This window comes from Micromonospora luteifusca, assembly GCF_016907275.1.
Lineage (GTDB): Bacteria > Actinomycetota > Actinomycetes > Mycobacteriales > Micromonosporaceae > Micromonospora > Micromonospora luteifusca.
Genome location: NZ_JAFBBP010000001.1, coordinates 3,344,093 through 3,366,160 on the forward strand (window position 1 = coordinate 3,344,093; position 22,068 = coordinate 3,366,160).

17 protein-coding genes and 1 pseudogene are annotated in these 22,068 nt (G+C 71.2%); 5 read left to right on the forward strand and 13 right to left on the reverse strand.

What is annotated here, in order from left to right:
• Positions 1-60: 60 nt before the first annotated feature.
• The 5 genes from amcA to JOD64_RS15075 form a co-directional block, all read right to left on the reverse strand.
• Positions 61-288, reverse strand: coding sequence for a multiple cyclophane-containing RiPP AmcA (gene amcA / locus JOD64_RS15055; RefSeq protein WP_204942801.1), 228 nt, complete (start codon positions 286-288; stop codon positions 61-63).
• A complete protein-coding gene (amcB, locus tag JOD64_RS15060; protein WP_307813939.1) occupies positions 257-1,363 on the reverse strand; it encodes a cyclophane-forming radical SAM peptide maturase AmcB in 1,107 nt (368 codons plus the stop codon). Before amcB ends, amcA begins: the two co-directional genes overlap by 32 nt.
• A 126-nt stretch (positions 1,364-1,489) precedes the next feature.
• The gene (purM, locus tag JOD64_RS15065) at positions 1,490-2,644 is read right to left on the reverse strand and encodes a phosphoribosylformylglycinamidine cyclo-ligase (RefSeq protein WP_204942803.1); all 1,155 of its coding nucleotides are present in this window, start codon (positions 2,642-2,644) and stop codon (positions 1,490-1,492) included.
• Between the two features lie 59 nt (positions 2,645-2,703).
• The gene (gene purF / locus JOD64_RS15070) at positions 2,704-4,242 is read right to left on the reverse strand and encodes an amidophosphoribosyltransferase (protein ID WP_204942804.1); all 1,539 of its coding nucleotides are present in this window, start codon (positions 4,240-4,242) and stop codon (positions 2,704-2,706) included.
• Positions 4,243-4,409: 167 nt separating this feature from the next.
• Complete coding sequence (locus JOD64_RS15075) at positions 4,410-4,763, reverse strand: sterol carrier family protein (RefSeq protein ID WP_307813419.1); 354 nt, start codon at positions 4,761-4,763, stop codon at positions 4,410-4,412.
• 160 nt (positions 4,764-4,923) lie between these two features.
• Between JOD64_RS15075 and JOD64_RS15080 the strand changes: the two genes are divergently transcribed.
• A complete protein-coding gene (locus JOD64_RS15080; RefSeq protein ID WP_307813420.1) occupies positions 4,924-7,026 on the forward strand; it encodes a hypothetical protein in 2,103 nt (700 codons plus the stop codon).
• 138 nt (positions 7,027-7,164) lie between these two features.
• Here the strand turns inward: JOD64_RS15080 and JOD64_RS15085 are convergent, their stop codons facing one another.
• The 4 genes from JOD64_RS15085 to purS are packed head-to-tail and all read right to left on the reverse strand — an operon-like array spanning position 7,165 to position 11,566.
• Positions 7,165-7,956, reverse strand: a complete 792-nt coding sequence (locus JOD64_RS15085; protein WP_372434144.1) for a 2-phosphosulfolactate phosphatase — start codon at positions 7,954-7,956, stop codon at positions 7,165-7,167.
• Complete coding sequence (gene purL, locus JOD64_RS15090; protein ID WP_204942807.1) at positions 7,925-10,600, reverse strand: phosphoribosylformylglycinamidine synthase subunit PurL; 2,676 nt, start codon at positions 10,598-10,600, stop codon at positions 7,925-7,927. The genes JOD64_RS15085 and purL overlap by 32 nt, the downstream gene beginning before the upstream one ends.
• Before the next feature lie 22 nt (positions 10,601-10,622).
• A complete protein-coding gene (gene purQ, locus JOD64_RS15095; RefSeq protein ID WP_184180402.1) occupies positions 10,623-11,306 on the reverse strand; it encodes a phosphoribosylformylglycinamidine synthase subunit PurQ in 684 nt (227 codons plus the stop codon).
• The gene (purS, locus tag JOD64_RS15100; RefSeq protein ID WP_204942808.1) at positions 11,303-11,566 is read right to left on the reverse strand and encodes a phosphoribosylformylglycinamidine synthase subunit PurS; all 264 of its coding nucleotides are present in this window, start codon (positions 11,564-11,566) and stop codon (positions 11,303-11,305) included. The genes purQ and purS overlap by 4 nt, the downstream gene beginning before the upstream one ends.
• 355 nt (positions 11,567-11,921) lie before the next feature.
• Here purS and JOD64_RS15105 point away from each other — a divergent pair, with 355 nt between their 5' ends.
• Together JOD64_RS15105 and JOD64_RS15110 are read left to right on the forward strand one after the other, a co-directional pair.
• Positions 11,922-12,605, forward strand: coding sequence for a S1 family peptidase (locus tag JOD64_RS15105; RefSeq protein WP_204942809.1), 684 nt, complete (start codon positions 11,922-11,924; stop codon positions 12,603-12,605).
• Positions 12,606-12,641: 36 nt separating this feature from the next.
• Entirely contained in the window at positions 12,642-13,193 is a 552-nt protein-coding gene (locus tag JOD64_RS15110) for a YbjQ family protein (RefSeq protein ID WP_307813422.1), read from the forward strand.
• 152 nt (positions 13,194-13,345) lie between these two features.
• On the opposite strand, the gene purB is transcribed toward JOD64_RS15110, so the two are convergent.
• The 4 genes and pseudogenes from purB to JOD64_RS15130 all read right to left on the reverse strand — a co-directional run bounded on the left by purB (position 13,346) and on the right by JOD64_RS15130 (position 19,686).
• Positions 13,346-14,770 (reverse strand): adenylosuccinate lyase, encoded by a 1,425-nt coding sequence (purB, locus tag JOD64_RS15115; protein ID WP_204942811.1) that lies wholly within the window; start codon positions 14,768-14,770, stop codon positions 13,346-13,348.
• A gap of 60 nt (positions 14,771-14,830) precedes the next feature.
• Positions 14,831-17,206 carry a hypothetical protein gene (locus tag JOD64_RS15120; RefSeq protein WP_204942812.1) on the reverse strand — a complete coding sequence of 792 codons (2,376 nt, stop codon included), beginning with the start codon at positions 17,204-17,206 and terminating at the stop codon, positions 14,831-14,833.
• Positions 17,199-18,215, reverse strand: a complete 1,017-nt coding sequence (locus JOD64_RS15125; protein ID WP_239559525.1) for a glycosyltransferase family 2 protein — start codon at positions 18,213-18,215, stop codon at positions 17,199-17,201. The genes JOD64_RS15120 and JOD64_RS15125 overlap by 8 nt, the downstream gene beginning before the upstream one ends.
• A gap of 179 nt (positions 18,216-18,394) precedes the next feature.
• Positions 18,395-19,686: pseudogene (locus tag JOD64_RS15130) on the reverse strand (acetyl-CoA C-acetyltransferase).
• Between the two features lie 55 nt (positions 19,687-19,741).
• Between JOD64_RS15130 and JOD64_RS15135 the strand changes: the two are divergent.
• Together JOD64_RS15135 and JOD64_RS15140 are read left to right on the forward strand one after the other, a co-directional pair.
• Positions 19,742-21,106: a 3-oxoacyl-ACP reductase gene (locus tag JOD64_RS15135; protein WP_204942814.1), complete on the forward strand. Its 1,365-nt coding sequence runs from the start codon at positions 19,742-19,744 to the stop codon at positions 21,104-21,106.
• A 140-nt stretch (positions 21,107-21,246) separates the two neighbouring features.
• Positions 21,247-22,062 carry a MaoC/PaaZ C-terminal domain-containing protein gene (locus JOD64_RS15140; protein ID WP_239560983.1) on the forward strand — a complete coding sequence of 272 codons (816 nt, stop codon included), beginning with the start codon at positions 21,247-21,249 and terminating at the stop codon, positions 22,060-22,062.
• The last annotated feature ends 6 nt before the right edge of the window (positions 22,063-22,068 follow it).

Below are 22,068 nucleotides of genomic sequence, written 5' to 3' on the forward strand. Positions count from 1 at the left end.
GGGGCCTGACCCGACCGGAGCCACTCCGGTCGCTCGACAGGCCCCCGATCGTGGCTTCCGTCAGCGCGGGCGGTTGTTCCAGTTGTAGAACGTCGGAATGTTCTCGAAGTGGTTCCAGGCGCAGACCGCGCTGGCGCCGTCGCTTCCCGACACCTCGGAACGCAGCCGCCGTGCGTCCTCGGCCTCCTGCAGCAGCTCGACGAGCGCAGGACCCGCCTCTCGCACCCGTTCGATGACGCCGTCGTCCGCTTCGCGCTCAGGCCGCCGGTGACTGGTGATCTCGGGCATGCTCCAACACTCCCTCCAATAGGCGGATCTTGCTGTTGCGGCAGTGCTCGGTCTCCGTGCCGTCAAAACGCCCCAGCTCGAAGTAACGGTTGGCGGCATGACCCCCGCCACAGAAGCCGAAGTACGGGCAGGACGCCCGGCACGCCTCCACCCCAGTCAGAAACTCTCCCACCCACGGCGTCGCCGCCGCCGCACCGTCGAGGATCTCCGCCAGTGGGGTCGTCAGCACGTTGCCGCTGCTGAAGTCGCCGTAGTGGGGGTCGGTGAAGCCGGCCAACTCCGGGGAGAGAACGGTCACCGAGCCGTCGTGCCCGATTGTCGGGATCGGGTCCAGTTGGCGCGGCAGCACCCCGTCCGCCGAGTTGTCGAGCACCGCCGCGGCGTAACGCAGCGACCACTCGATCTCGCGCAGGTGGATCCGGGGCTCCCGACGCCAGGCCGCGACCAACTCGGCCCAGAAGCCGGTCACCGCCGCCGGGTCGTGGCTGTTGTCGCGGGTGTTGACCCCTTCGGTCTCCTCGATGTTGATGCCCAACACGTCGCAGCCCAACTCGAGGAAGTAGTCGTACAGCTCGGTGGCGAGCCCCGGCTCCGGCCGGGACACCACGGCCAGCGCGGAGAAGGGCAGGCCATGCTGGCGCAGCGCGGCGACACCACGCAAAATCCGGTCGTACGCCGGCTGGCCGCCCCGGTTGACCCGGTCGCCGTTGCGCGCCCGGGGCCCGTCGACGCTCACGCTCACCCGCATCTCGTGTCGGGTGAAGAAGTCACACCAGTCGTCGTCGATCAGGGTGGCGTTGGTCTGCACGTGGTGCTCGACCTCGGGCCCGAACGGCGCGATCAGGTCGGCCAGATGCTCCCGGCCGGCCGCCAGTGGCTCGCCGCCGTGCCACACCACCGAGAATCGGCCGGCCGCCGCCCAGGGGTTGACCGACGCCGCGACCGCCTCGGCCACCGACACCGGCATCCGACGATCCGCGGCACGAAACGGCAGGTAGCAGTACGTGCAGTCGAGATTGCAGAGGGTGGTTGGCTGCATGACGACGTACGACGGGACGGCGGCCAGACCGCGCATCCCGCTGAACGACTGTCCCCGAGCAGCCATCGCCCTCCTCCGCCTAGCTTGAGCCCTTCAGGCTAGGCGGCACTGGCCACTCGGGTGAAGCCCTGATCAGGTGCCCGTACGATCACCAGAGCGTGATCAGCCCCGGGTGTGCTGACCGACCATCTGCACGTTGCCCGTGCCCTCGATGATCTCGCCGGCCTGCCACGCCTCGACCCCACGGCCGGTCAGCGTGGCCAGCGCCCGGTCAGCGTCCTCGGCCGACACGATCGCGAACATGCCGACGCCCATGTTGAAGGTCGACTCCATGTCCTGGTCGTCGATGCGACCCTTCGACTGAATCAGGTCGAAGATCGGCTGCGGCTTCCAGGTGGACCGGTTGACCACCGCGTCGACGTGCTCCGGCAGCACCCGGACCAGGTTGCCGGGGATACCGCCGCCGGTGATGTGCGACAACGCCCGCACCTCGGCTTCGGCGATCAGCTTGAGGCAGTCCTTGGCGTAGATCTTGGTCGGGGTGAGCAGCTCCTCACCCAGGGTCCGCTGCCGACCGAAGTCGTCGATCACGATGTCCAGTCGCATCCGGGCAGCACCGAGCAGCACGTGCCGGACCAACGAGTATCCGTTGGAGTGCAGGCCGGACGAGCGCATGGCGATCACCACGTCGCCCACCTCGACCCGCTCCGGGCTGAGGATGTCGGCTTCCTCGACCACGCCGACACCGGTCGCGGAGATGTCGTACTCGTCCGGGCGGAGCACGCCGGGGTGCTCGGCGGTCTCCCCGCCCAGCAGCGCGCAGCCGGCGTAGCGGCAGCCGTCGGCGATGCCCGCGCCGATCTCGGCGACCTTGTCCGGCACGACCTCGCCGGTGGCGATGTAGTCGAGCAGGAACAGCGGCTCGGCACCACAGGCCACCAGGTCGTCCACGACCATCGCGACCAGGTCGATGCCCACCGTGTCGTGAATGTCCATCTGCTGAGCGATCACCAGCTTGGTACCCACCCCGTCGGTGGACGACGCCAGGATCGGGCTCTTGTACTTCTTCGTGTCCAGTCGGAACAGGCCCGCGAAGCCACCGAGGTCACCGAGAACCTCCGGGCGGCGGGTCTGACGCACCTTCGACTTGAGCAGCTCCACCGCGCGGTCGCCCGCGTCGATGGAGACCCCGGCGTCGGCGTACGAGACCGAGCGTTTGCGCGCCTGACGGCCAGCGCCGGCCGTCCAGGGCTGGCGGTCGCCGCCAGCGCCGGTCGGGCTGCTTCCTGCGCCGCTGCGCTCGGACACGTGCGTCACGGTTCTCCCCTTTGGTTCTCGGTGCCGCGCCGGCGGTGGCCGGGCCGCGCCGGTTGGTGCTACGGGCGGTTTGCGGTCACGCCACCCGGAGTGGCGACGGACGAGCCGTTGATGTGCGGAGCTTCCGGCGCCGAGTTGGCGACCCGTCGGCCCACCCCTTCGAGCACGTGCTTGCCGATCAGGTTGCCGGCCGGCAGCTCGATCGGGTACTCCCCATCGAAACACGCGCGACACAGCCGGGTCTTCGGCTGCTCGGTCGCGGCGATCAGGCCAGTAAGCGAAACGTAACCCAGCGTGTCGGCGCCGATGGAACGCCGGATGCCGTCGTTGTCCAACCCGTTGGCCAGCAGTTCCGCCCGGGTGGCGAAGTCGATGCCGTAGAAGCACGGCCAGCTGACCGGCGGGGAGGAGATCCGGACGTGCACCTCCAGCGCCCCCGCCTCACGCAGCATCCGGACGATGGCGCGCTGGGTGTTGCCACGCACGATCGAGTCGTCCACGACCACCAACCGCTTGCCCCGGACGTTCTCCCGCAGCGGGTTGAGCTTGAGTCGGATGCCGAGCTGACGCAGGGTCTGCGACGGCTGGATGAAGGTGCGCCCCACGTACGGGTTCTTCATCAGGCCGGCACCGTAGGTGATGCCGGACGCCTCCGCGTAGCCGATCGCGGCCGGGGTGCCTGACTCGGGCACCGGGATCACCAGGTCGGCCTCGACCGGGTGCTCCTTGGCCAACTGCCGACCGATCTGCACCCGCGCCGCGTGGACGTTGCGCCCGGCGATCGTGGCATCCGGGCGGGCGATGTAGACGTACTCGAAGAGGCAGCCCTTCGGCTCCGGTGCCGCGAACCGGGTGGAACGCAGCCCGTTCTCGTCGATCGCGATCAGCTCGCCCGGCTCGACCTCGCGCACCACGCTGGCACCGACGATGTCCAGCGCGGCGGTCTCACTGGCCACCACCCAGCCGCGCTCCAGGCGGCCGAGCACCAGCGGGCGGACGCCGTGCGGATCACGGGCCGCGTAGAGGGTCGACTCGTCCATGAAGACGAAGCTGAACGCGCCACGCAGCTGCGGCAGCACCTCCAGCGCGGCCGCTTCGACCGACAGATCCGGTCGACCGGCGAGCAACATCGTCACCAGGGAGGTGTCGTTGGTCGAACCGTCGGCGATCAGGCCACGCTCGGCGACCTCCTTCTCCAGCTCGGCCGTGTTCACAAGGTTGCCGTTGTGGGCCAGCGCGATGGTCGTGCCGGAGGTGGTCGACCGGATCGTCGGCTGGGCGTTCTCCCAGTTCGATGCGCCGGTGGTGGAGTAACGGGCGTGCCCGATCGCCAGGTGGCCGCGAAGGCTCGCCAGGGTGGGCTCGTCGAAGACCTGAGCCACCAGGCCCAGGTCCTTGTAGACCACCACACCGGAGCCATCGCTCACCGCGATGCCCGCTGCCTCCTGGCCCCGGTGCTGCAGGGCGTAGAGGCCGAAGTAGGTCAGATTGGCAACCTCTTCGCCGGGGGCCCAGACGCCGAAGACACCACAGGCGTCTTGCGGGCCAGGTCGTTGGGGGTCAAGGTCGTGGCTCAGCCGGCCGTCGCCTCGGGGCACCTACCGCTCCCTCATGCTGGTCTGGACCGGCCGGGCGGGATCACGGGCGGATCCACACTCCCCTGCCGGGACCACTGTCATCGCCTGACAGTGTACGCGAAACGCCGTCAATACAGATAGTCACGATATCCCTGCTGAGCGTCACTCTGCGTGGGACGTCGGGGCGATTAGAGGGGCAGATAGGCCGAGAGGTCCGCACGGACACCACTCACCTGGACGCGACCCTCGGTGACCGCCTCCGCCCAGCCGATCCTCCCGGTTGCCAACTCCAACCAGGTGTCGGCAGCCATCTCGACCACGTTTGGCGGGTTTCCCCTGGTGTGTCGAGGTCCGGGTACGCACTGGATCGCACCGTATGGTGGGACACGCACCTCCACCGATCGGCCGGGGGCGCGCTCCGCGAGGACGGCCAACAACGACCGGACCGCCTCTCGAAACACCGGCCGTTCGGGCGTACGCCCCTCATCGAGCGCCAACAACACCGCCGTAACGGCAGCGGACTTACTGTGCGGAGAGGACACGACGGGACGATACGACCCGCAGGCCGGACACCTGACGCTGGCCCTGGGTCGCGCCGATCCAGTCGGACAAGGCATAGTTGCCGACGGCGTATTCGAACCGTGATGTCCCCGGCCCGGCGCCCCGCCGGTCAGAGGGAAGTCAGCCCGGAAGGCGGTGGACGTGTCAACACACCGACGTGCCTGGAAGCAGCGGGCCGGTGTGGTCGTAGCGCTGGTTGCCGGCGCTCTGCTCGCCGTCCCCGCCACACCAGCTTTAGCCGCTCCCGACGTCACGGACGTTTCGGCATCGCCGAGCAGCGTCGAGGCCGGCAAGACCACGAAGATCAGCTACAAACTCGCCTTCGAAGACGGTGCCGAGCCGGCTGACATCAGTTTCAGCTCGAGCAACCCGAAGCTGACCTGCGTTGACGGGTGCTCCCGCGGCCGGGTGACGTCGAGTGGCACCTACGACGCCACCTTCAAACTCGCGGATGATGCGGGCAACGGCAACGCCAACATCACCGTGAAGGCCACGGACTCCAACGGCGCGATCAAGCAGAGTCAGGAGGGGTCGACCAGCGTCACGTTGGTGGGCAAGGCCGCCGAGCCGCCGCCAAAGCAGACCGTGAAGTCGATCTCCGGCAAGGTGGTCGCACAGGCCGACAGCAAGGCAGTGCCGAACGCGGTTGTGATGCTGCTGGACAGCACCGGCAAGACCTTCGACACCACCAGCGACGGCAGCGGCAACTTCCGCTTCACCGGCACCACGGCCAACCCGATCGCACCGGGTCGGATCGACCTCGGTGCCACCTTTGACACCGTCGTGGCCAGGAAGACCATCAACGCCGCCGCCGGGCAGTCCATCACCGGGCAACGGATCAGCCTCGCGATCAAGGTCGAGGTGACGCCCAGCGCCACCCCGTCCACCACCCCCGAGGCCACTCCCACCGAGGAGACGACCGAGGAAGGCGCGGAGGACCAGGCCACCGACGAGGAAAGCCCAGGTGCTCCGGCGAACGCCGCGACCAGCGAGGACAGCGGTGGCGGCGTGGCCGCGTACCTGATCATTCTGCTCGGTGGCCTCCTGGTCGCCGCCGGTGTGGGCACGATCGTGCTGCTCTGGATCAAGCGCAAGGAGAGCGGCGGCGACGACGACGCTCCGGCGACGGGTGGTGGCGGCGGTGTGGTGCCGCCGGCGCGCGGCGGATTCCGCGGCGCGGACGACCAGACCCGGATGGTGGGCGGACGGCCCGGCGGCGGGGCGGACCCGACGATGGTCGGCGGTGCGGCGCTGAGCGAGGCGCCGACGATGATGCACCGCCCGGTGGTCGACGACGTTCCGCCGGACCCGTACGGTGCTCCGGCGCAGGCGTACGGCGGTGCGGGCCAGCAGGGTTGGGGCGGTGCCGGCTACGGCGAGGAGCCCGCACCCGGCGGGTACGGCGCCGGCGGCTACGGCAACGCCCCCGCGTCGGGTGGCGGCTACGGCAACGCGCCCGCCTCTGGCGGCGGCTACGGCGCTCCGGCAGGCGCCGAGGGCGGCTACGGTGACGGCTACGGTGCCGCCCCTGGTTCCGGCGCTGGCTACGGCGGCGCACCGGCCTCCGGTGGCTATGGCAACGCGCCCGCCTCCGGTGGCGGCTACGGGAGTCGTGACTACTCCGCCCCGGCCGGCACGGCGGCCTACCCGCCGGCTCCCGCTGGCGGCGCGGCCTACGGCGAGCGGTACGACGAGCCGACCGGCCGGTACACCGGCGACAGCACCCAGTACCCGGCTCCGGCCGACCCGTACGCCACCGGCGTCTACCAGCCGGAGCAGGGGCAGGGGTACGGCCAGCCCGACCCGGCCCCGTATGGCGGCCGGGCTGCCGAGCCGACCGCGGGATATGGCGGCCAGCAGGCCGGCGGGTACGACCAGGGCGGCTACGGCCAACCAGCCGGTGGGTACGAGCAGGGTGGCGGCTACGGCCAGGAACCCCCGCAACCGGCCGGTGGCTACGGCCAGGAGCCCCCGCAGCAACGCGGCGGCTACGACGAGCGGGGCTACGACCAGGGCGGCTACGGCCAACCAGCCGGGTACGAGCAGGGCGGCGGCTACGGCCAGGAGCCCCCGCAACCGGCCGGTGGCTACGGCCAGGAACCTCCGCAGCAACGCGGCGGCTACGACGAGCGAGGCTACGACCAGGGCGGCTACGGCCAACCAGCCGGCGGCCGGACCCGACCGGACACGCCGCCGCCGCCGACCGAGCGGGGCGGCCGACGCCTCGACTGGCTGGACGACTGACCGACCACAGCGCACGGAAACGGTCACCCGGAGATCCGGGTGACCGTTTCGCTGTCACGAGATGTGCTCGCGGTCGTTGGAGTTGGGGCGGGCTGGCGCCACAGGGCCGACCGGTGCCGGCGCTGCTGCCCGCGTTGCTCAAGCAGCGGAGAAGACACCCTGGTGGAGCACAGGTACGACGTCCGACACGGCGATCCGGACGGCGACGTCCACGTCCTCGGCGAAGCCGCTCTCGGTCAACTCCCGCCCGGAAACACTGCCGCGCACCGCAGCGGGCACATCCGGAGTGCTCGCCAACGCGGCAAGTGCCATGGCCGCCTCCACGGACAGCCCGCCCGGCACGCCGGAGAGAGCGTCCAGCACCGAGGCGGCACCGAGCTGGTCCTCCACCGATGGGCGCAACGATCCGTCCGGCCACCGTTCGCCCGAGGCGATCACGCCGATCGGAGCATCCACCGTGCCGTACCCCTGGCGGCGCAGCCAACGCCCGACGGCGCGGGCGTTGCGCAGGCACGCCGCGAACACCGGCAGGCCGGTGGCGCTGGCGGCGGCGCTGATGGCGGAGCCGTTCGGCGAGGGCAGCACCAGGTCCGCCACCACCGGTGCGCTGCTCAACGCCGCAGGTGAGAGTGACCACGGATGTTCCGCGGTCGTCCGCCGACGACCGACCGCGGCGACCGCGCCGACCCGCAGCGCGTAGTCGGCGGCCTGCTCACCCCACGGGAACGGGTGCACCCGCATGCCACGGGCGACCGCGACCTCCACGGCGGTGGTGAACGACAACACGTCCACCACCACCAGCGCCGCGCAGACCCGACCGAGCTCGGCCGCCCCGGTCAGCCCCCAGTCGAACCGGGCACCGGAACCGGGTTGGCCGTAGACGGCAGCCGCCAACGCCTCAGCGCTCGTCAGGCGACGGCTCGGTGCCACCGGAATCAGACCCGCCCTGGTCGGCGGTGGTCGGCTGCTCCGACTCGACCGGCTCGACCGCACCGGTCTGCGGGACCGGACCGGCCGAGGCGATCGGCTCGGAGACCACTGCCGCCACGTCAACGGGCTCGTCCTGTGCGACCGGCAGCGGGACGGCCTCGACCGCACCCGCCACGCCAGCGGCCGGCGCCGGCACCTCGACGGCCGCCGAACCCCCGAAGAGGCGAGGAAGCGTCTCGGTGTGCGCGGCGCGCAGCTCGTCCAGACCGATCCGGAACTGACCGTGCACCTCGAGTGCGCCGCCGGACGGGTCGGTGATGCCGATCAGCTCGAACGGCACCCCCCGCTCGGCGCAGAGCGCCGCGAACGCCTTGTCGTGGCCCCGGGGCACCGACACCAGCGCCCGCGTGGCGGACTCGCTGAACAGGTAGACGAACGGCATCGAGCCCTCGGCGAACTGCTCCGGCACCGCGACCCGGGCACCGACGCCGCGACGCAGGCAGGACTCGACGAGGCTCTGTGCGAGGCCGCCGTCGGAGAGGTCGTGTGCCGAGCTGAGGTGACCGACGCGGGCCGCCTCGGACAGCAGGTCGGCGAGCGTCTTCTCCCGCGCGAGATCGACCTGCGGCGGGATACCGCCGAGGTGCTCGTGCGTCACCCAGGCCCACTCCGAGCCGGACAGCTCCACGTTCGTCTCGCCGAGCAGGTAGAGCTGGTCGTGGTCGCCACCGGCGCGCGGGACGAAGCCCATCGGCACCCGGTCGGCGACGTTGTCCAGCACGCCCAGCACACCGACCACCGGGGTCGGGTGGATGGCCGCCGCGCCGGTCTGGTTGTAGAAGCTGACGTTGCCGCCGGTCACCGGGATGCCCAGCTCCAGGCAGCCGTCCGCCAGGCCGCGCACGGCCTCGGCGAACTGCCACATCACGCCCGGGTCCTCCGGCGAACCGAAGTTGAGGCAGTTGGTCACGGCGATCGGCTTCGCGCCGGTCACCGCCACGTTCCGGTACGCCTCGGCCAGGGCCAGCTTGGTGCCGTTGTACGGGTCGAGTCGGGCGTACCGACCGTTACCGTCCAACGACAGTGCCACGCCGAGACCGGTCCGCTCGTCGATCCGGATCACGCCGCCGTCCTCCGGCTGGGCGAGCACGGTGTTGCCCAGCACGTAGCGGTCGTACTGCTCGGTGACCCAGGTCTTGTCTGCCAGGTTGGGCGACGCGATCATGCGCAGCACGGTCTCCCGCAGCGCCTCCGGGTCGGCCGGGCGGGGCAGCGTCTCGGCCCGGTCGGCCTGGAGCAGGATCAGGTCAGCCGGCTCGCGCATCGGCCGGGCGTAGACCGGGCCGTCGTCCACGAGCGAACCCGGCGGCACGTCGACGACCAGGTGGTCCTGCCAGGTGATCGCCAGTCGACCGGGGCGGCCGTCCGGCTCCGGTGCGGTGACCTCACCGATCGCGGTGGCCAGCACGCCCCACTTCTCGCAGGTCTTGAGCACCGCGTCGAGCTTGTCCGGCTCGACGACCAGCAGCATCCGCTCCTGGGACTCGCTGGCCAGGATCTCGTGCGGGTCCATCGAGGGCTCGCGCAGCGGCACCCGCTCCAGCCAGACCCGCATGCCGGTGCCGGCAGCGGCGGCGGTCTCGGTGAGCGCGCAGGTCAGACCGGCGCCACCAAGGTCCTGGATGCCGACCACCAGTTGACCGTCGTACAGCTCGAGGCACGCCTCGATCAGCAGCTTCTCGGTGAACGGGTCACCGACCTGCACGGCGGGGCGGCGCGCCTCGCTGCCCTCGTCGAAGGTGGCGCTGGCCAGCACCGAGACGCCGCCGATGCCATCCCGGCCGGTCTTGGCGCCCATCAGCACGACAACGTTGCCCGGGCCGGCGGCGGCCTTGTTCTGCAGCCGGCTGACCGGCAGCACGCCCAGGCAGAGCGCGTTGAGCAGCGGGTTGCCCTGGTAAGAGGGGTCGAAGACCAACTCACCACCGATGTTGGGCAGGCCCAGGCAGTTGCCGTAGCCACCGACGCCGGCGACCACACCGGTGAGCACCCGGGCGGTGTCCGGGTGGTCCGCGGCACCGAAGCGCAGCGGGTCCATCACCGCGACCGGGCGGGCGCCCATGGCGAGAATGTCCCGGACGATGCCACCAACGCCGGTCGCCGCACCCTGGTACGGCTCGACGAAGCTCGGGTGGTTGTGCGACTCGACCTTGAAGGTGACCGCCAGCTCGTCGGAGACCTGCACGACACCGGCGTTCTCGCCGATACCGGCGAGCAGCCGGTCGCTGTGCGGGGCCTTCTCACCGAACTGGCGCAGGTGCACCTTGCTCGACTTGTAGGAGCAGTGCTCGCTCCACATGATCGAGTACATCGCGAGCTCGGACTGCGTGGGCCGGCGGCCGAGGATCTGCCGGATCCGGTCGTACTCGTCGTCGCGCAAACCCAGCTCGGTGTACGGCTGGAGCTCGCCCGGGGTCCCGCCGGCGCGCGGCACGGTGTCCACGCCCTCGGTCCAGACGGCGGCGGCCGGCTCGACGGGAGCGGTCGCCGGCGCGACGGACTGCGCCAGGCTCGACTCGGCCGGCTGCGCCGGGGCGGAGTACGCCTCCGGCGTGTCGCGTACCGGGTCCGGATGGGTGGTCATGACCTCTCCTCGCTGCTGGCGCTCACGCTGGCGCCCCCACCAGGTGCTTGAGGACCGACGTGAAGAACCCCAGGCCGTCCAACGACGGGCCGGTGAGCTCCTCCACCGCGTGCTCGGGGTGCGGCATGATGCCGACCACGTTGCCCGCGGCGTTGGTGATCGCGGCGATGTCGCGCTGCGACCCGTTGGGGTTGCCGCCGACATAGCGGGCAACCACTCGTCCTTCGGCTTCGAGCTGATCCAGCGTCGCGGTGTCCGCGACGTAGCAGCCCTCGCCGTTCTTGACCGGGATGAGCACCTCTTGGCCGGGCTGGAACGCGTTGGTCCACGCGGTGCCGGCCGACTCGATGCGCAGGACCTGGTCCCGGTTGCGGAAGTGCAGGTGCTGGTTGCGGGTGAGCGCCCCGGGCAGCAGGTGCGCCTCGCACAGGATCTGGAAGCCGTTGCAGATGCCGAGCACCGGCAGGCCACCCTGGGCGGCGTCCACGATCGTCTCCATCACCGGGGCAAACCGGGCGATGGCGCCGCAACGCAGGTAGTCACCGTAGGAGAAGCCGCCGGGCAGGACGACCGCGTCAACCCCGTGCAGATCCGGGTCACCGTGCCAGAGCCGGACCGGCTCAGCGCCGGCGATCCGGACGGCCCGGGCCGCGTCCCCGTCGTCGAGCGAGCCAGGGAAGGTGACCACACCGACCCGGGCGGTCACGAGCGGGCGTCCGCGGTCTCGTCGGCCTCGACCACGCGGATGGTGAAGTCCTCGATGACCGGGTTGGCGAGCAGTTTGTCGGCAATCTCCCGAGCACGGTCCAGGTCCGGTTCACCGGTGAACTCGATCTCGATCCGCCTGCCGATCCGAACCGAGGCGACATCACCGACGCCGAGCCGGGGCAGCGCGTTTGCGACGGCCTGGCCCTGCGGATCGAGGATCTCGGGCTTGAGCATGACGTCGACGACGACGCGAGGCACTGGGCACTCCTGACTGTGTACGCAGTTGGGTGCCGACCCACAACGGGCGAGCGCAGCCAGCGTACCTGGCAGATATCGCCGCGGGCGCACCGGCCGGGTGCAGTCCAGGCAGTGATCGACACTACCGACGCCCAGGGTGACCCAACAGGCGCGACAGGTGGCCTCAGCAGGACATACACGGCGCAACGGGTGGCCGAATCGTTACATTGGGCGATGTCGATCCGTATCTTGATAACGATGGCCTCGGGCCCTATCGTACATCGACGTAAGTCGATTTGAGCGCCGGCGGGAACCCCCGCTGCCGCCCTTCCGCACCCGGCGACCCCGGGTCCGCCCCGTCCAAGGAGTCCACCCGATGCGCATCCGCCCCCTGCTCGTCGTACTCAGCACCGCGTTGGTCGGCGCCCTCGGCGCCGCGTCCAGCGCGTCCGCCGCCCCACCCGGCCCGCAACCCATCATCGGCGGCAGCACCGTCTCGTCCGCGCCCTGGGCCGCCGCGGTGCTGAGCAACGGCTCGTTCACCTGCTCCGGCAGCGTCATCGCCTCGCAGTGGGTGCTCACCGCCCGGCACTGCATCAGCGGCACCATGTCGGTCCGGGTCGGCAGCGTCTACCGCGCCTCGGGCGGGGTCACCCGCACGGTCAGCGCCACCTACACCCGCAACGACCTCGCCCTCATGCGGCTCTCCAGCACCGTCAGCACCTCGACGGTGACCCTGGCCAGCAGCAACCCGCCCATCAACTCGACGAACTCGATCTACGGGTGGGGCATGACCTGCTACAGCGGCTGCTCCGCGTCCAGCCAACTGAAGACCGCCACGGTGCGGGTGACCAGCAACAGCGTCACCGACGCGTACGGGGGGCAGGCGATCCGCAGCACCGAGATCAGCGGTAACGCCTGGCGGGGCGACTCGGGTGGCCCGCAGTTCTACAACGGGCAGCAGGTCGGTGTCGCCTCCACCGCCGACGGCTACAGCATCCAGAACTACGGCAGCGTTGCGTACAACCGGGCCTGGATCACCTCGGTGGCCGGTGTCTGACGGTTAGCGCCTCACGCGGTGCGGATGGCCGGCTGAGTGCCGGCCGTCCGCGCCGCGTCGTTTTGCAGCATCCGATCAGGTGAACAATGCACCCGATCGGGTCGCGCCACTCCTGACAGCATCGGAACCGTGCTGGTCGTGACGACAGAGCAACTGCCCGGCTATGAGATCCGCCAGATTCTCGGTGAGGTGGTGTCATCGATGGCCAGGACGCGCAACCCGTACCGCGAGGGAGTCAAGAACCTGCGCGGTGGCGCGTACGACCCGCTGGCCCCGGACAACCTGACCCGCTGGCGCACCGACTCGGTGTCCCGGCTCGGCGAGGAGGCCCTGCGGCTCGGCGCGAACGCGGTGATCGGCATGCGGTTCGACAGCCGGGACTGCGGCGAGATGTGGATGGAGATCTGCGCGTACGGAACGGCAGTGGTCGCCGTACCCAAGATGCCCGAAGTCATGCCGGCCGACCAGCCGGCGGTCGCTGCGGGGACCGCGGAGGTCGCGGGCTTCACCGGGTCTCCCGGCGGCATCGCCGAACCAGCCAGCGCCCCCAACCTCAGAACCGCCGCAGAAACCCCAACCGGCGACTAACCACCCACCACCCCACCCACCACCCACCCCATCCCAGCCCCACCCCGACCTGGTTGATCATGAGGTTATTGCCCGACGTCTCGGCGTGTCGTGGCAATAACCTCATGATCAACAGGGGATAGGGGGGTGGGGGCCGGGGGGAGGGGGGCGGGTTAGAGGATGGGGGGTGGGGAGTAGGTGGCGGCGTTGGGGTGGGTTTGGACCACCTTGGTGATGCGGCGGGTTATCGCGGCCACCTGGGCGGGAGCGGCGCCGACGAATGCGCTGCGGTCGGCGACCAGGGTGTCGATGTCGGCGCGGGAGAGGCCGAGTCGGCCGTCCGCCGCCAACCGGTCGAACAGGTCGTTCTCCGGCGAGCCCTTCTCGCGCATCGCCAGGGCCACCGCGACCGCGTGCTCCTTGATCACCTCGTGGGCGACCTCGCGGCCGACGCCACGCCGGACCGCCGCCACCAGGATCTTCGTGGTGGCCAGGAACGGCAGGAACCGCTCCAGCTCCCGGTTGATCACTGCCGGGTACGCGCCGAACTCGTCGAGCACGGTGAGGAACGTCTGGAAAAGCCCGTCCGCAGCGAAGAACGCGTCCGGCAGGGCCACCCGGCGGACCACCGAGCAGGACACGTCCCCCTCGTTCCACTGGTCACCGGCCAGCTCGCCGACCATCGACAGGTAACCCCGGATGATCACCGCGAAACCGTTCACCCGCTCCGACGAGCGGGTGTTCATCTTGTGCGGCATCGCGCTGGAGCCGACCTGACCCGGCTTGAAGCCCTCGGTCGCCAACTCCTGGCCGACCATCAGCCGGATCGTGGTGGCCAGCGACGACGGCGCGGCGGCGGTCTGGGCCAGGGCGGCCAGCACGTCGAAGTCCAGCGAGCGCGGGTAGACCTGCCCGACGCTGTCCAGCACTCGGGAGAAGCCCAGGTGCTCGGCGACCCGCCGCTCCAACTCGGCCACCTTGTCGGCGTCGCCGTCGAAGAGGTCCAACTGGTCGGCGGCCGTGCCGACCGGCCCCTTGATCCCACGCAGCGGGTAGCGGGCGATCAACTCTTCCAGCCGCTCGTACGCGATCAGCAGCTCCTCCGCCGCCGACGCGAAGCGCTTGCCGAGCGTGGTGGCCTGCGCCGCCACGTTGTGCGAACGGCCGGTCATGACCAGCTCGGAGTGCTCGTGGGCCAGCCAGGCCAAGCGGGCGAGGGTGGCCACCACCCGGTCCCGGATCAGCTCCAGCGAGGCGCGCACCTGGAGCTGCTCGACGTTCTCGGTGAGGTCCCGCGAGGTCATCCCCTTGTGCACGTGCTCGTGCCCGGCGAGCGCGCTGAACTCCTCGATCCGGGCCTTCACGTCATGCCGGGTGACCCGTTCCCGCTCCGCGATCGAGGCAAGGTCGACCTGGTCGAGCACCCGCTCGTACGCCTCGACCACACCGTCCGGCACCGGCACGCCCAGGTCGCGCTGAGCGCGTAGCACGGCGAGCCAGAGCCGCCGCTCCATCCGGACCTTCTCCTCCGGAGACCAGAGGGCGACCAATTCGGGCGAGGCGTACCGGTTGGCCAGCACGTTGGGGATCGTCGTCACGTACCTCATTGTCCCGCACCCGCAGGCCTCCAGCCGAACCGGGCCGGGTTGCCGGGGCCGTCAGGGGCGACTGACCTCGTAGACCGTGACCGAGCCGGCGACCAGCCGAACCTCGACCAGCCGGGCCAGGTCCGGCGACACCACGCCCGCCCTGGCGTCGGCGAACAGCCACCGGACCCCGTGCTGCGTCCGGAGCCGCTCCAGGTCGGCGGTGGTCGGCGTGGTGAACACCCGGTCGTTGAACGCGAGCAGTTCCTGATCGGGGAAGTTCTGCCGGGCGTACCCCAGGTTGTCGACGCCGTGCGCGGCCACGACCGCGTCGGTGTAGCCCCAGCTCTCCACCACCGTGCGGTGGCCGCCCAGACCGGTCACCCAGAACGCCCGGGCATCGCAGTGCGGGGTGGTTCGCACCGGCCGGCAGTGCACGTTGGTGGCGACCACGTCGTCGTCGGCGGCGTGCTCGTCCAGCCACAACGCCGCGCGCAGCTCGTCGACGGTCAGCGCGTACGGCTGCGGCCCGGTCGCCGGCACCGGCTCGGTCAACACCGAGCGGACGACCCCGCCCACGGCGACGGCGCCGCTGGCACCGAGCATCGCGGCGGTGACCCCCGCCACCGCGATCGTCACCGCCCGCCGACGGCCGCCCGGTGCCGGGACGCGCCGCCGCCACAGGGCGGCCACCCCGACGGCGAGCGCGGCGGCCACCGCCACGAACAGCGCGTACCGGACCGCCGACGCACCGAGCACCCGGAGCCATCCCTCGATGGTCGAGGTGTAGGGGGTGCCGGGTCGGGCGATCTTCGGCCACGCGAAACCCACCACCGTGCCGGCGGTGGCCAGCGCCGCCACCGCGCCGGCCACGGCGGGCACCACCAGCACCGGCCAGGGTGCCCGGGCCACGGCGAGCGACCAGGCGGTCAACACCGCGCCGACCGGGATGACACCCATCCAGAAGTAGATCTGGCTGATCGACGGGTGCTGGAAAACCCAGGTGGTGGCAGCTCCGGCGAGCACCGTGCCGGCGAGCAGCCAGACGGCCGCGTCGGCCCGGTGCTCCCGCTCGACGAGCAGGCTCATGCCCACCCACCGTGGCGCCTGACCCAGCACCCACCAGGCGACCACGGAGAACGCCAGCAGCCAGCCGATGGCACCGCCGTCGTTGATGCCCGGCGGCAGCGGCGCATCCGGCCAGATTCCGTCGCCCCCACCGAGCGTTTCGGAGTACGGGCCGATGAAGTGCAGCAACGCCAACGCCTGCACGCGCAGCGTCGAGGCCCCACCACCGGCGAACAGCCGGAAACCGAGCGCCATCGCCGCCACCAGACAGGCCAACGCCACCAGGGCGGGCCGCGGCACCCGCCGCTCCCGCCACCAGAACACGACCGCGGTGAGACCCAGGCCGGCGATCAGCGGTGGCAACGCACTGGACTTCGCACCCGCACAGACCAGGCCGAGGACCGGCACCAGCGCCCAGGCCGGGCCGAGGGACCGCCCTCGCGCCACGTCGACACAGAGCCCGACGAGCAGCAGCAACGGCACCAGCACGTACGTCTGGGACGGGCTGGCGTACGACAGCGGCATCTCACCGGACGCGCCCACCGCCGAGCCGAGCGTGACCGTCGTCCCGACGAAGCCGGCGACGGCGACCACCGGGCCGGCCCAGACGGCACCACTCAGGTCGCGGGCGAGCCCGCCCGCGAGCACCGCCGCCGTACCGATCACCGGCACCAGCCAGAGTCGCAGCAGCACCGTTGTGGGCGCGATGTCGGTGATCATGCTGGCGCTGGCGATGTGCGCGTCGGAGAGGTAGTGGTAACGCAGCCCCTCCCCCGCGACGTGCGGCAACTCGAACGGCATCGCCCGGGTCAGCTCCTGCACCAGCCCCAGGTGGTAGAGCAGGTCCTGGTAGTAGCCGCCGTACACCGGGGGCAGCGGCACCATCCGCCACTGGACGTACCCCCAGGCCACCACCACCAGCAGCGCCGCACCCATCGCCCAGTGCCACAGGACCGGCAGCGGTCGGCGCTCGCGGACCCGCCAGTGCCGGCGTAGCCCGGGGACGGCGGCGAACGCGAGGATCACGGGCAGCGGCCACCAGCGCAGCAGGGACTGCTGGCCGGCCGCCGCGGCCAGCGCCCAGGCGACGATCTCGAGCAGCAGGCCGGTGGCCGCGCCGTAGGCGAGGTCCTCCGGCAGGTTGCCCCGGCTGCCGCGCAGTGCGCGGTGCACCAGGGTCCCGGGGAGCACCAGCGCGAACACCCAGTACGCGGAGAACCGGGCGAGGTCAGGGGTTGGCACGTCGCCGCGGGACCAGACCAGGAGCAGGGCGGCGATGACGAGCGCCCACGGGAGCGTGGTGAGTACCGGCAGGAGGGGGTTCCGACGCGTCACCGGTGCCGAGGTGTCGACCCGCTCGACCAGCAGGGTGTCAGCCACGGGCGCTGACCGCCGGTCCGAAGTTCGACGTACGCGCGTCGTCGTCGAACCGGCCCCGCGCGACCGTCTCGGCGGCCGGTGTCCCGTCGAGGGAGTCGAACCCGACGTGGAAGGCCGGCCGGTTCTGCACGGTGGCGTAGATCCGGCCGACGTATTCGCCCAGGAGGCCGAGGCAGACCAACTGCACCCCACTGAGCAGCAGCACCGCGACGAACATCGAGGTCCAGCCGGGGATCGTGGTGCCGGAGACGTGGGCGACCATGCCGAACACGATCAGCGCGAGACAGAGCAGGAAACTCGACATCCCCAACCAGGTGGCGATTCGCAGTGGCGCGGCCGAGAAGTTGGCCGTGCTCTCCCAGGCCAGGGCCACCATCCGGCGCAGCGGATACTTCGTCTCCCCGGCGGCCCGTGCCGCGCGGTCATAGCGCACCTCGGCGCTGGGGAAGCCGAGCGACGGCACCAGCAGCCGGTAGACCGGGGCGCGTTCGGGCAGCTGGCGCAGCACCTCGATCACGTCCCGGCTGAGCAACCGGAAGTCACCGGCCTGGGCGGGCAGCTCCGCCCCGACGAGCCGGCGCATCACCCAGTAGTAGCCCCGGGCGGTGTTGCGCTTGAAGATCGTGTCGGTGCTGCGGTCGGCGCGGACGCCGTAGACGACGTCCACACCGTCCTCGCGGGCCACCCGGAGCATCTCGGCGATGGTCTCCGGCGGATCCTGGAGGTCGGCGTCGAGGCTGACCACCCACTGGCCGACGGCACGGTGGAGGCCAGCGGTCAGCGCCGCCTGGTGGCCGCTGTTGCGCCGCAGCCGGAGCACCCGCAGTTGTGGCCAGTCCCGACCGTGGTCGAAGAGCACCGACACGGTGTCGTCCCGGCTGCCGTCGTCGACGGCGACCACCTCGTAGTCGACGGCGAGTGCGTCCAGCACCGGTCGCAGCCGGGCGACCAGGGCCGGGATGACCGCGGTCTCGTTGAACATTGGGATGACCACCGAGAGGGTGGTCATCCGTGGGACGACGGACTCCATCGTGTTACGGCCCCGTTCCGCACGCAGGAGCGATCGGTTCCGCACCCAGGGCGCGGCACCGATCACGATCGCGTGGTAAACCCTCCACCAGCGGGCCGACTCCTGAACGGGCCGTTAACGCCTACTGGCGGGCGCCCCCATAAGGGACGATCCGCCGGTCAGCGTTCCAGGATCGCTGTCACACCCTGGCCACCGGCCGCGCAGATCGAGATCAGTCCACGCCCGCTGCCCCGCTCGGCCAGCAGCTTGGCCAGGGTCGCCACGATCCGCCCGCCGGTGGCGGCGAACGGGTGACCGGCAGCCAGCGAGGAGCCGTTCACGTTGAGCCGGTCGGTGTCGATCGCGCCCAGCGGCGCGTCCAGGCCGAGGCGGTCCTTGCAGAACTCCGGCGACTCCCAGGCGGCGAGGGTGGCCAGCACCTGCGACGCGAACGCCTCGTGGATCTCGTAGTAGTCGAAATCCTGCAGCGTCAGCCCGGCCCGGGCCAGCATCCGTGGCACCGCGTACGCGGGGGCCATCAACAGCCCTTCGTCGCCGTGCACGAAGTCCACCGCCGCCGTCTCCGACCAGCTGAACCAGGCCAGCACCGGCAGGTTGTGCGCCGCCGCCCACTCCTCGCTGGCAAGCAGCACGGTGGACGCGCCGTCGGTGAGCGGTGAGGAGTTGCCGGCGGTCATCGTGGCGCGCTCGGCGTCCGAGCCGCGGGTCCGAAGACCGGCTTGAGCGAGCCGAGCTTTTCCAGGCTGGTGTCGGGGCGGAGGTTCGCATCGCGGGTCAGCCCCAGGTACGGCGTCATCAGGTCGTCGAAGAAGTTCCGCTCGTACGCGGCGGCCAGCCGCTGGTGGGAGCGCAGCGCCAACTCGTCCTGGGAGCGTCGGTCGATCTGCCAGTGCAGCGCGGTCCGGGCGGCATGGTCACCCATGGACAGGCCGGTACGCGGTTCGGCGTTGCGTGGGATCTCCGGCTTGAACGGCTGGAGTGGGCGCAGTTTCGCCGCGACCTTGAGCCGTTCGCCCAGCGTGCGGGCCGAGTTGAGCTTGAGCAGCGTGCGCCGCATCTCCTCGTTGACCGCGAGCGGCGCGTCGGAGGTGGTGTCGACACCGCCGGCGATGCCCACGTCGAGCTGACCGAGGGCGATCTTGTTGGCGACCAGGATCGCCGCCTCCAGGCCGGTGCCGCAGGCCTGCTGGATGTCGTACGCCGGGGTGTGCGGGTCGAGCCGGGAGCCGAGGATCACCTCGCGGGTGAGGTTGTAGTCGCGGGAGTGCTTGAGCACCGCCCCGGTGACGACCTCGCCGACCCGCTGCCCGGCCAGCCCGTACCTGGCGATCAGGCCGTCCAGTGCGGCGCCGAGCAGGTCCGAGTTGGACGCGTCCGCGTAGCGGGAGTTGGACCGGGCGAAGGGGATGCGGTTGCCCCCGATGATCCCGACCCGCCGGATGCTCTGCACGATCCGCCTCCTCGACGTGTGTTGCTCGAACCCTACTCGCCAGTAGGCTACGCCCATGACCGACAGGTACGCGAGCTTCGTCCAATCGGCCGCCGGCCGCGCGCTGGTCAAGCGCCTCGGGCTGCCGGACCCGCCCCGACTGCGCCGGCACCATCCCGGCGATCCGTTGCTGCCCGGGCCGGCCCTGCTCGGTGCGGCCACCGGCGGCCGGCTCGCCGAGCCCATCAGCAAGATCCTGACCAGCGCCGGGGTCGAGCTGGCCGACCCGGTCGCCGACACCGCCCCCGACGACAACCCGCGGCGGTACGGCGCACTGCTCTTCGACGCCACCGGGATCACCGATTCCACCGACCTGCGCCAGCTCTACGACTTCTTTCACCCGCAGGCCCGGGCGCTGCTGCCCAGCGGTCGGGTGATCGTGCTGGGCACACCTCCGCAGGAGTGCGGGTCGCCCCGCGAGGCGACCGCCCAACGTGCTCTGGAAGGCCTGGTCCGCAGCATCGGCAAGGAGTTCGGTCGGGGCACCACCGCGCAACTCGTCCACGTGACCCGCGCCGAGAGTGGCATCCTCACGAGCCTGGAGTCGACCCTCCGATTTCTCCTGTCCGGGCGCTCCGCGTACGTCTCGGGGCAGGTCATCCGGGTCGGCGCCGGCACGGCGAGTGCCCCGGCCGACTGGAACCGCCCACTCGACGGGCAGGTCGTGCTGGTGACCGGTGCCGCGCGCGGGATCGGTGCGGCGCTGGCGAAGGTGCTGGCCCGCGACGGCGCGCAGGTCGTAGCGCTGGACGTCCCAGCCGCCGGGGACGCACTCGCGGCAGTGGCGAACGACATCGGCGGCACGGCCGTGCAGCTCGACCTGACCGCACCGGACGCACCGACCCGGCTCGCCGACCACCTGGCCAGCCGACACGGCCGGGTCGACGTGGTGGTGCACAACGCCGGCATCACCCGGGACAAGACGCTCGGCCGGATGGACGCCGACCGGTGGGACCAGGTCATCGACGTCAACCTCTCCAGCCAGGAGCGGATCAACGACGTGCTGCTGGAGCGGGCGCTGATCCCGACCGGCGGACGGATCGTCTCGGTCTCCTCGATCGCCGGGATCGCCGGCAACCGGGGGCAGACCAACTACGCCACCAGCAAGGCCGGCGTGATCGGGTTGGTCGACTCACTCGCCCCGGCCCTGCGCGAGCGGGGAATCAGCGTCAACGCGGTGGCCCCCGGCTTCATCGAGACGCGGCTGACCGCGCGCATCCCGCTGGTGGTCCGCGAGGCTGGCCGGCGGATGAACAGCCTGGCCCAGGGCGGGTTGCCGGTGGACGTGGCCGAGACGATCGGCTGGTTGGCCTGGCCGGCCAGCGGTGCGGTCAGCGGAAACGTGGTCCGGGTCTGCGGCCAGAGCCTGCTGGGGGCGTGATGGGCACTCGGAGGCAGCCGGACGACGACCTCTCCCTGCACGAGCTGATCGACGGCCCGACGGAGACACTGTCGGCGGAGACGCGAGCCGCGGCACTCCGGCCGGAGCCCGGCGGTCGCGACCGGGTCGAACTGCCTCGGATGCCGGCGGCCGGGGCGCTCTACCGGCGGGCGTTGCTCGGCGCGCTGCCCGGCCTGGGCGGCGGGCGACGCGGACCCGGCCTGCCGGGCGTCGAGTTGGCCGTGGGCGGGGTGACCGTCGACCGGGCGCGGTTGGCCGACTACGACCGGGTCTGCGGGTTCCGGCTCACCGACCGTCTGCCGGGCACATTTCCGCACGTCATGGGCTTCCCGTTGGCGCTGCGCCTGATGACCGCGCCGGGCTTCCCCATCCCGCTGATCGGCCTGGTGCACGTCGGCAACCGGATCACCACACACCGCCCGATCACCGCCGACGAGACCCTCGACTTCACCACGTACGCGCAGAACCTGCGCCCGCACGACCGGGGGCGGCAGGTGGACGTGGTGCTGGTCGGCTCGGTCGACGGGGAGGAGGTGTGGCGCGGTGTCTCGACGTACCTCGGCCGGGAACGCAAGCCTGGCGGGGGCGACCGGAGTGGACGCCCCGAGGCGCCGGCCGGCACGTCCCGCTGGCGGGTGGAGCCCCGGGTCGGCACGGAGTACGCGCGGGTCTCCGGCGACCACAACCCGATCCACACGTCCCGGCTCGGGGCACGGCTGTTCGGCTTCCGCCGGCCGATCGCGCACGGGATGTGGAGCAAGGCGCGCTGCCTGGCCGCACTGGAGAACCGGTTGCCGGACGCCTACACCGTCGAGGTCGCCTTCAAGCTGCCCGTACCGCTACCGAGCACAGTGAGCTTCGCTCTCCTGCCGGACAGCGGCTTCGCCCTGCACGACTCGCACGGTCGACCGCACCTGGCGGGTCTGGTGCGCTGAGTCGCC

Coding starts and splice junctions, on each gene's coding strand:
- JOD64_RS15105 (WP_204942809.1), top strand. CDS start 11,922: ATGCGCATCCGCCCCCTGCTCGTCGTACTCAGCACCGCGTTGGTCGGC.
- amcA (WP_204942801.1), bottom strand. CDS start 288: ATGCCCGAGATCACCAGTCACCGGCGGCCTGAGCGCGAAGCGGACGAC.
- JOD64_RS15125 (WP_239559525.1), bottom strand. CDS start 18,215: ATGACCACCCTCTCGGTGGTCATCCCAATGTTCAACGAGACCGCGGTC.
- JOD64_RS15140 (WP_239560983.1), top strand. CDS start 21,247: ATGCCGGCGGCCGGGGCGCTCTACCGGCGGGCGTTGCTCGGCGCGCTG.
- JOD64_RS15135 (WP_204942814.1), top strand. CDS start 19,742: ATGACCGACAGGTACGCGAGCTTCGTCCAATCGGCCGCCGGCCGCGCG.
- purL (WP_204942807.1), bottom strand. CDS start 10,600: ATGACCACCCATCCGGACCCGGTACGCGACACGCCGGAGGCGTACTCC.
- amcB (WP_307813939.1), bottom strand. CDS start 1,363: ATGCGCGGTCTGGCCGCCGTCCCGTCGTACGTCGTCATGCAGCCAACC.